This is a genomic window from Halolamina salina (assembly GCF_042678005.1).
GTDB lineage: Archaea > Halobacteriota > Halobacteria > Halobacteriales > Haloferacaceae > Halolamina > Halolamina salina.
The window spans coordinates 2679-11421 of the sequence record NZ_JBHUDH010000040.1 but is presented as its reverse complement, the minus strand read 5'-3'; the positions used below and the strand labels follow the sequence as shown (position 1 = coordinate 11421).

Annotated in this window: 9 protein-coding genes; 6 read left to right on the top strand and 3 right to left on the bottom strand. The window is 68.7% G+C overall.

What is annotated here, in order from left to right; genetic code table 11:
* A partial coding sequence (locus ACFR9S_RS05155) for a hypothetical protein (protein ID WP_379818204.1) occupies window positions 1-744 on the bottom strand: 744 nt, incomplete at its 3' end.
* 113 nt (window positions 745-857) lie between these two features.
* Between ACFR9S_RS05155 and ACFR9S_RS05150 the strand changes: the two genes are divergently transcribed.
* Entirely contained in the window at window positions 858-1616 is a 759-nt protein-coding gene (locus ACFR9S_RS05150; protein WP_379731862.1) for a coenzyme F420-0:L-glutamate ligase, read from the top strand.
* On the top strand, window positions 1613-2617 hold the full coding sequence (locus tag ACFR9S_RS05145; RefSeq protein ID WP_379818203.1) for a 5,10-methylenetetrahydromethanopterin reductase: 1005 nt from the start codon (window positions 1613-1615) through the stop codon (window positions 2615-2617). The genes ACFR9S_RS05150 and ACFR9S_RS05145 overlap by 4 nt, the downstream gene beginning before the upstream one ends.
* A 7-nt stretch (window positions 2618-2624) precedes the next feature.
* Here ACFR9S_RS05145 and ACFR9S_RS05140 read toward each other — a convergent pair whose 3' ends face one another.
* Window positions 2625-2831 carry a hypothetical protein gene (locus ACFR9S_RS05140; protein WP_379818202.1) on the bottom strand — a complete coding sequence of 69 codons (207 nt, stop codon included), beginning with the start codon at window positions 2829-2831 and terminating at the stop codon, window positions 2625-2627.
* A gap of 82 nt (window positions 2832-2913) precedes the next feature.
* Between ACFR9S_RS05140 and ACFR9S_RS05135 the strand changes: the two genes are divergently transcribed.
* Window positions 2914-4176 (top strand): DNA double-strand break repair nuclease NurA, encoded by a 1263-nt coding sequence (locus ACFR9S_RS05135; protein WP_379732562.1) that lies wholly within the window; start codon window positions 2914-2916, stop codon window positions 4174-4176.
* 482 nt (window positions 4177-4658) lie between these two features.
* On the opposite strand, the gene ACFR9S_RS05130 is transcribed toward ACFR9S_RS05135, so the two are convergent.
* On the bottom strand, window positions 4659-4988 hold the full coding sequence (locus ACFR9S_RS05130; protein WP_379731618.1) for a DUF7113 family protein: 330 nt from the start codon (window positions 4986-4988) through the stop codon (window positions 4659-4661).
* A gap of 102 nt (window positions 4989-5090) precedes the next feature.
* On the opposite strand from ACFR9S_RS05130, the gene ACFR9S_RS05125 reads away from it, so the two are divergent.
* The 3 genes from ACFR9S_RS05125 to ACFR9S_RS05115 all read left to right on the top strand — a co-directional run.
* Window positions 5091-6929, top strand: a complete 1839-nt coding sequence (locus ACFR9S_RS05125) for an ATP-binding protein (RefSeq protein ID WP_379818201.1) — start codon at window positions 5091-5093, stop codon at window positions 6927-6929.
* Window positions 6930-7225: 296 nt separating this feature from the next.
* Window positions 7226-8305, top strand: a complete 1080-nt coding sequence (locus tag ACFR9S_RS05120) for an ATP-binding protein (protein ID WP_379731615.1) — start codon at window positions 7226-7228, stop codon at window positions 8303-8305.
* A gap of 141 nt (window positions 8306-8446) precedes the next feature.
* A partial coding sequence (locus ACFR9S_RS05115) for a universal stress protein (protein ID WP_379818200.1) occupies window positions 8447-8743 on the top strand: 297 nt, incomplete at its 3' end.

Here is an 8743-nt window from a genome sequence, read left to right as displayed (position 1 = left end):
GCCGAGTTCGTCGACGAACTCGGCGATGTCCTCGAGTACGATCCGGAGGTTCTCCTCGTACAGCCCGAGCGCGGCCTCCTGCGTGCCGTTTTTCATCACGTCCGCGGGATCGAGTTCGAGCCAGAGTCCGGCCTTCTGGGCCAGTTCGCTGCCGTCGAGCACGCTCTCGACGTTGGTCCGGAGCCGGTCGCTCATCGACGCGAGCGTGCCGCCGTCGGCCTCGGCGTCGCCGTTCTCGGCCTCCTCCTGTTTGCGGATCCCCTTCTGGATCTGCTTGAGCTTCTGGCCCTTCCCGCGGGAGAGGTAGGGCGCGTGGGGCTGCATGTAGTGCAGGACCGTGCGTTCGGCGGCGTCGACGGCGTCGCGGTTGTTCCGGAACGCCTCGGTGATTCCCTCGGGTGGGACCGTGCCTAGATCGTCGTCCCAGCCGGTCTTCCACACGTCGAACACCTCGGAGATGTGGTCGGAGGCGGTCCACTCGTAGTCGCAGCTCGCCCCCCACTTCAGCTCGTTCAGCGGGATCCCGAGGTCGTTGATGAACGGATTCCCGGAGAAGTAGGCGATGTCGTGGTGGCCCGTGAAGTTGCGGTACGCCCACTCCGGCGTCGAGGATCCGGCGCTGCGTCGCTTCTCCAGTCGCCCGTCCAGATACTCGTCGTAGATCTCGCTGAACACGTCGTAGCGGCACGCGTCGAGCACCAGGCAGTAGTCCCATTCGGACTCGAGGAAATCCTGATCCCGCATCAATTACGGGGGGGTTCTCAGTCGTTCTACGTATTCCTGTTGTTTTGATGCCCCTCCAACGTGTCGCTCGCCCCTTCGGCACGACTTTTGTGTGCCGGCCCGGAGTGGCGGGTATGGAGCTGTTCGCCGTCCCCGACCTCCCGGAGATACGGGCGGGCGACGATCTGGCCGCGATGATCGCCGAACGGGTCGACCTCCGCCCCGACGACGTGGTCTGTGTCGCCTCGACCGTCGTCTCGAAGGCCGAGGGCCGCACTGCCGACCTCGAGGAGTTCCCCGCCGGCCCGCGGGCCAAAGAAATCGCCCGGAACTTAGAGGAGATCTCCGGTGACGAGAAGGACCCGCGGTTCGCGCAGGCCGTGCTCGAGAACAGCACCGACGTGGTGATGGAGGAGCCGTTCATCCTCACCGAGGCGCCGTTCGGCCACGTCAGCGTCAACGCGGGCATCGACCGCTCGAACGTCCCGGATCACGACCTGCTTCTGTTGCCCGAGCGCCCGAGCCAGTCGGCCGAGCGCATCCACGAGAACCTCCCCGAATCGCCGCCCGTGATCGTCACCGACACCTCCGGCCGGTCGTTCCGACACGGCCAGCGCGCCGTCGCGATCGGCTGGGCGGGGATGCCCGCCTCGCGAGACTGGCGCGGCGAGACCGACCGCGACGGCCACGAACTACAGGTGACCGTCCAGAGCGTCGTCGACGAACTCGCCGGCGCGGCCAACCTCGTCTCCGGCGAGGGCGACGGCGGGAACCCCGTCGTCGTCGTCCGAGACTGGGACTTCGGCGATCACGACGGCAGCGACAACATGTTCCGCGAGATGCGCAGGGATTTCGTCCGCCAAGCGCTGCGGGACTGGGAGTACGAGCCATGAGCAAGCCGATCCGCCGCGGGATCGAGCTCACGCCCGAACACCCGATCTCCCGACTCGCGGATCTCGGCGCGTCGGCCGAGGCGGCGGGGTTCGACGCCGCGTTCGTCTCCTCGCACTACAACAACCGCGACCCGTTTCAGTCGCTCACGGCGATCGCCGAGCGGACCGACTCGATCCGGCTCGGCCCGGGCGTCGCCAACCCTCACGAGAGCCACCCCGTCGCGCTCGCGTCCCGGATGGCCACCCTCGACGAGCACTCGGGCGGCCGCGGCGTGTTCGGGATCGGCCCGGGCGATCCCTCGACGCTGCGGAACCTCGGCGTCGACGGCGACGACCGCGGTCTGCGCTCGGTGCTGGAGGCGTTCAAGGTCGCAAAGCGGCTCTGGAACGGCGAGCGCATCGACCACGAGGGGACGTTCGTCGCCGACGACGCCGGCCTGAACTACGAGCCGTCCGGCGAAATCCCCGTCTACGTCGGCGGCGAGGGACCGCACATGTGCCGGATGGCCGCGAAACACGCCGAGGGACTGCTGTTCAACGGCTCCCACCCGCGGGACCTCTCGTGGGCAGCCGACCGCGTCGCGGAGGGGCTGGGGGAGCGCCCGGACCACCGCGGCGAGTTCGACTTCCTCGCGTACGCCAGCGTGAGCGTCGCGGCCGACCGCGAGGCGGCCCGCGAGGCCGCACGGCCGCCCGTGGCGTTCATCGCCGCCGGCGCGCCCGAGCCGGTGCTCGCACGGCACGACATCGATCCCGAGCGCGCCGCGGCGGTGGGCGAGAAGATCAGCGAGGGGGCGTTCGTCGAGGCGTTCGATCGGGTCTCACCCGCGATGATCGACGCCTTCGCCGCCGCGGGTACCGTCGAGGAGGTGGCCGACCGACTGGCGGCGGTGTTAGAGCACGCCGACGGGGTGGTGTGTGGGTCGCCGCTGGGGCCGGATCTCGACGCGGCGGTCGAACTGGCGAGTAAGGCGCTCGAACGGGCGGAGAAGCGGGACTGACCGACGATTACCGCGTCGAACTCGCGCCCAGCAGGTCGAGCAGGCCGCCGAACGCGAGGTAGCCCAGCGCGCCGCTGGCGGCGATCACGAACAGCGCGCCCACGGCGGCGGAGACGGCCGACAGCGGGTCCTGCGTCACGACGCCCTCGAACAGCCGGCCCATCTCGGGCAGGTCGGTGACGATCCGGGTCACGAACTCCTGCAGCGTAGCCATAGGTCGACGTTGTATCGGGGGTCACTTCGCTCTTCCGAGAGAGGCGAGGGAGTTTTCCCACCTCGCGCCCCACCGACAGCCAGTGACGCTCGACCCTATCCACGTCGACACAATTGCCCGGATCGCGGCCTCCATCGCGGGCACCGTCGACGACTCCGACCACGACGACCACGCCGCCCGGGCGTGGGGGCTGCTCGACCCGCTGCGCGAGGACGGCCGAGTCGTGGTCGAACCGCTCGACGAGCCGGCGCTCCGGGCTGCCGCCATCGACGACGTGGCGCTCGCGGACCGGCCATTCGAGACAACCCACGGGCTCGACGCGGGGACGCTCAACCCCACCGGGTTCAAGAACGGCCTCCTGCTCGACGTGGCGCAGGCGGCGATGGCCTCGTCGCCGACCGATCTCGACCTCCACCGCTCGCGCTCGATGGTCGCGACGGTCCACGCCAGCGACGCCACCCGGGAGTACGGCGAGGAGTGGCGCAAGTACGACGAGAGCTACAGTCGACGGAAGGTGCTCCAAGTCCCGGCGGTGAGCGAGTTCGCCGACGAGGTGACTCACGAGCTCGCGCTGTACCTCGCGGAGTCCTCCCACGCGCTCGAACACGCCGACGCGGTGGAGGAGCTACTGCTGCTCGACGGGCCGCTCTACCCCAAGCGGCTGTTCAACTGGGAGTCCCGCGACCCCGCGCTGGCGGAGGCGACGAAGGAGGCGGCGCCGCAGGCGATCGTCGAGAACTACGTCCGGCTGGTCGAGCAGTTCGTCGAGCGCGGGATTCCGATCGCGGGGTTCGTGAAGAACCCCACCTCCCGGTTCATCGTCCGGACGCTCGACGACCGCGTGCCGACGCCGTGGACCGATGACGCCGCGCTGTTCACCCGGCTGCTGGAGCAGCGCGACGAGGGGATCGACGAGACGAGCGACGACCCCGCCGCCGCCCGCGAGGAGTCCGATCTCACCTTCACCTCGTGGTTCCGCTCCCGCGGCTCCTCGGACGAGCCGATGTCCGTCGACGGCGACGCGATGGGAATCGAGCGCCGACTGGAGCCGGAGTGCTACGAGGTGACGTTCTGCTACCTCTACGACCCCCGGACCGACGTGACGTACAAGATCGAGGCCCCCTACGCCGTCACGCGGGATCCGGAGACTCGCGAGGCGCTGACGACCCAGCTACTGAGCGAGGTCGCGACCGAGCGCGGGCCGCCGGAGGCGATCGACAAGGCGGACGAGCTCGCGAAGATCGGCGCCGGCGAGAAGGCGGCGATCCGCCGGAAGTTCGAGGAGACGTTCGGCAGCGAGTCGCGGTCGACGTACGACGGGCTGCGCTGGGGCGAGGAGGAGTAGTCCCGGTTTTCGGTCGGGTTTTGGTTGTTGGTAACTGGAGTAGCGACGGCGACAGCGGCTCTATCGTTGGCAACTGGAACAGCGACGGCAACCGCAACAGCACCTCGATGCTTGACCACTTGCGACCGCAGTGCGCCGGACACGAGGTCCGGCGCAGCACCGAGTCCCCACCCCTCCCCCGCGGGCCGGCGACCGGTGCCGGCCCGCGGCGTCCACCGCTACCGCACCGCGGCCACGGTGGCGCGAAGCGCACGCGGCCTCGTGCCGCGTGTCAGCGCGAGGGACGAGCGACCAACGGGAGCGAGTCGGCTGGGGAGGCTCGTGGGCTGTGTGGGGCGGTGCGGTCACAAGTGGTCATGCTCGCTCCGGAGTCACGTTCGCGGCTGCTGTTGTTGATTCGCCACCCAAGTACCACAAAATCGTTCGCAGGTATCGTTCTCGATCGACGATGTCGAACACTCCGGGAAAAACGACGACTCCACCTACGCCGGCGTTTCCTTCTCCACCTCGATCTCCACGTCCTCCACGCCGATCCGGGCGAACTGCGTGCGGATGTGCTCCCGCGCCGCCGAAAGCGCCTGCTCGCGGGTGTCGAACCCCCGGGGCATCGGCGACTCGAACGCCACACGGATCTCCTCGCCGTCGACCTCGATGGCCGAGCCGCCGCTCTCGACTTGGTAGAACGCGTCGCACACCCAGACGTAGGCGGCGTCCTCGTCGGGGGCACCCTTGTACGTCGGCGGGTCCTCGCCGCGCTCGAACAGCGTGCCGGTGAGGGCGGTCCCCCCGCCGCGGCCGTGGACGTGAATCATACCGAAGCTACTCGCCCGGCGCTTTTAGGGGTGCTGCCCGGGGCGAGTCCTGCACCCCGGGACAGGGAAAGGCGTATGGCGGGAGCCGCCCACCTCCGGGACATGAGCGATTCGGGCGATCTGGGCGACTTCACCGACTACGTCGACGACGACGCCGAGCAGTCGGGGGCGACCGACGGCGGCGATGCGGCCGCGGGGGACGATCCGGGCCGGGAGAGCGACGACGCGGCCGAGTTCGAGCGCGACGGCGCCGAGCCGGCGGGCGCCGACGAGGGGCTGGGCACCGTCTCCGTTTCGCAGGGACTCCGCGTCTCGCAGGACGGCGACGAGACGACGCTGCGGGCGTTCATCACCACCGGGAACCGCGACTCCGTCCGGCTGGGGAGCTACCTGCTCGTCCCCTACCCCGACGACGAGGTGCTGTTCTGCTCGATCGCCGCGCTGGAGTACGCACAGGAGTTCCAGTCCGACGACGCCACCGAGATCCACGCACGCCGGCAGATGCGCCGCGAGGAGTTCGAGGAACGGGACTACAAGTTCATGGCCGAACTGGAACCCGTCGCCGTGATCTACGAGGAGGGCGACGAACTCAAGCGCCGGATGACCGACCGCGTGCCCAAGCCCGGCGCGCTCGCCCGCGAGGCCTCCGACGAGGAGCAGATCAAGACCGGCCTGAAGATTCCGGGCGACGGCGTGTTCCTCGGCCACCTCTCCGTGGGCGGCGAGAAGGTCCGCACGGCCGCGGAGCCGCCGACGGTGGACTACCGCGTGAAGGACGACTACGCCGACGGCGACCCGCTCGTGTTCCGGCACACGCTCGTCGCTGGCGGCACGGGATCGGGGAAGACCCACGCCTCGAAGAACGTCCTCCGGCAGTACCTCGACGAGGACCGAACGTACCCCATGGACGACGGTCGGGAGGTCTCGCCCGCGGTCGTGCAGTTCGACCCGCAGGACGAGTACGCCCAGATGCACGACGACAACCCCGGAATGAGCGACGCGTTCGCTCGGAACCTCGACCGCGAGGGGATCGCCCACGGCGGCCACGACGACACGATCGCACTCGTGCCCGTCGAGGACGGCGTGAGCTATGGCGGCGAGAACCACCGCGCCGAGCAGGTGCGGTTCACCATCCCGTTCTCGGTCGTCGACGAGTACGACATGCCGTGGCTGGTCGCCGGCGGCGGGTTGAACGACAATCAGTACCCCGCGCTGCTCACCCTCCTCAATCGCTTCTTCAGCGACTACGGGCAGGAGGGCACCTACGAGGAGTTCAAGCGGTTCCTCGACGACCCCGGCCTCAAGGAGGAACTCGACGAGTCCGGCCGCGTCCACGAGGCCACGTTCGACGCCGTGAAGCGCCGCGTTCGCGGGATTCCCTCCGGGATCTTCGATCAGGACGCCCGGCCGATCACCGAACTCGATCACGAACTCGTCCGGCCGGGCGGGCTGACAGTCGTGCCGACGTACCACCTCTCGACATCGCGGGCGAAGGAGATGTTCGTGCTCGCGGTCTCCTCGCTGCTGGTCGACGACAAGCTCTCGAACTCCCCGCAGAGCCAGCGCATCAAGGAGACGCCGCTGGTGCTGGGGATGGACGAGGCGCACAACTTCCTCTCGGACGCCGACACCGTACAGGCCCGGAAGGTCGTCCAGAAGTTCACGGAGGCCGCCAAACAGGGCCGGAAGGAGCGACTCGGACTGTTCCTGATCACGCAGGACCCGCAGGATATCGCGGAGCCGGTGTTCAAGCAGGTGAACACGAAGGTCGTGCTGAACCTCGGCGACGAGGACGCGATCTCGTCGGTGAACATCCCGACGGAGTTGGCCCAGAAGGTGCCGTACATGGAGAAGGGACAGATGGTGGTGTACTCGCCGGACAACTCCGAGCCGGTGGAGCTGATCGGGCTGAGCGAGTGTGTCACTCGTCACGGCGAGTGAGCGCGAAGCGACCTCGTGTCGCGAGCGCCGAACCAACGCCGTGGCGATGTGTCACCAGACACGGCGAGTAAGTCAGTCACGGCTCGTGACCAGCGTCGATCGCCGGATCGACGCCCGGAGCGTGTTGCCGTGACTGTGTGACCTGTCGCGAGCGCCGAACCAACGCCGTGGCGATGTGTCACCAGACACGGCGAGTGAGCGCCACCCCTCGCCGTGCCGTGACGATGTGGGACCGCGTGTCTGGGTAGTCGCAGGCTTCCAAAACTGTAAATACCGTTCCTGAAGCGTATCTTCTCATGGACTCCCACCGCCTCGGGACGAGATCGCCACGTCTCATCATGGGCTTCGGGGCGGTGCTGTTTCTGATCGCCGTCGTTCACCACGCGACCGAGATCGTCGCGCTCGGCGGGCTGGTCGGTCCCGTCGTGGCGGGGCTGTTGGACGGCACTCTCGCGCTCGTGGTCGTGTACGCCGGGTACTGGCTCTCTGGCACCGACCTCCTCCCGCAGGACCGCTGGCGGGTGTTCCTGTGGTGCCTGACCGGTGCCGCGATCTTCGTGGCCATCATGGGGCTTTCCCTCCTCATCCGGGCGTTCGAGGGGCGCGTCATCGGTGAAGCCATATTCCCCCTCCTGATCGCGGCGGAGTCGGGGGGGATCGCGGGTGTGATCGCGGGCTACTACGTCGGACGTGCACGGAGCGAGGCCCGCCGCGCACGCACCGTGAGCGAAGCGCTCCGGTTCGTCAACAGCCTCATCCGCCACGACCTCCGGAACGATCTCAACGTGATCCGAGGGCACGCCCAGTTGGCGGAGAGCAGCGACGACGCCGGCGACGCCGAACCGGGCACCGACAGCTCGTCGGTCATCGCCGAAAAAGCGGACGAGGCGCTCGCCCGTATCGACACGACGGGCGTGATCGCGGAGACGCTGCGAGGCGAAGCCGACCTGGCTCCGATCGATCTCGCGGCGATCACCTCCGAGATCGCGAAGGGGGTCGAGAACACCTACAGCATCGCGGTCACGACGGACATCCCGGATGAGGCCACCGTCGTCGCGAACAAGGGGCTGCGGTCGGTCGTCGACAACGTGCTCGAGAACGCGGTCGAACACAACGACGCCGACGACCCACGGGTCCACGTCGACGTCGACGCGAGCGGCGAGACGGTCGAGCTGAGGGTCGCGGACAACGGTCCCGGCCTCTCGGACGAGCAGAAAGAGCGCGTGCTCTCCCCACGGGAGGGGAGAGGTGGCGGGCTCTCGCTCGTCCGGACGTTAGTCGAAGGGTACGACGGCGAGCTCCGGATCGAAGACAACGACCCTCGCGGCTCGGTGTTCGTCGTGTCACTTCCGCACGCGAACGCCGAGCCGTCGTGACCGCCGAGTGACGCGGGGCGGTTTCGTCCGCGACCGGCTTCCAGCGGCGTCTCGGGGTCGGTATCGCCGGCGCGAGCCACACCGGCCACTGAACGCGGCTCGGCAACCGGGCTTTTTACCTCGCCGGCCGAACCCTGTGCCATGACGAAACGGTTACTCGTCGCGTACGACGGGACGCCACAGGCCGAGGAAGCGCTCGAGTTCGCGATCGACGAGTGGGGCGGCGCCGACATCACGCTCCTGTACGTGATCAACCCCGTCGAGGCCGGTTACAGCGCCGGCGTCGGCATCCCCAGCGGCGCCGAGGAGTGGTTCGAGCAGGCCAAGGCGGACGCCGAAGAACTGTTCGACGAGGCCGCCGCCGAGTACGATGTCGAGTTCCGGACCGAGATCGCGGTGGGGCGGCCGCCACAGACGATCGTCGACGTCGCCGGCGGC

What these genes read in the sequence shown, in the direction of transcription:
- ACFR9S_RS05150 (WP_379731862.1), top strand. Translation starts at nt 858, where the DNA reads ATGGAGCTGTTCGCCGTCCCCGACCTCCCGGAGATACGGGCGGGCGAC.
- ACFR9S_RS05145 (WP_379818203.1), top strand. Translation starts at nt 1,613, where the DNA reads ATGAGCAAGCCGATCCGCCGCGGGATCGAGCTCACGCCCGAACACCCG.
- ACFR9S_RS05140 (WP_379818202.1), bottom strand. Translation starts at nt 2,831, where the DNA reads ATGGCTACGCTGCAGGAGTTCGTGACCCGGATCGTCACCGACCTGCCC.
- ACFR9S_RS05130 (WP_379731618.1), bottom strand. Translation starts at nt 4,988, where the DNA reads ATGATTCACGTCCACGGCCGCGGCGGGGGGACCGCCCTCACCGGCACG.
- ACFR9S_RS05125 (WP_379818201.1), top strand. Translation starts at nt 5,091, where the DNA reads ATGAGCGATTCGGGCGATCTGGGCGACTTCACCGACTACGTCGACGAC.
- ACFR9S_RS05120 (WP_379731615.1), top strand. Translation starts at nt 7,226, where the DNA reads ATGGACTCCCACCGCCTCGGGACGAGATCGCCACGTCTCATCATGGGC.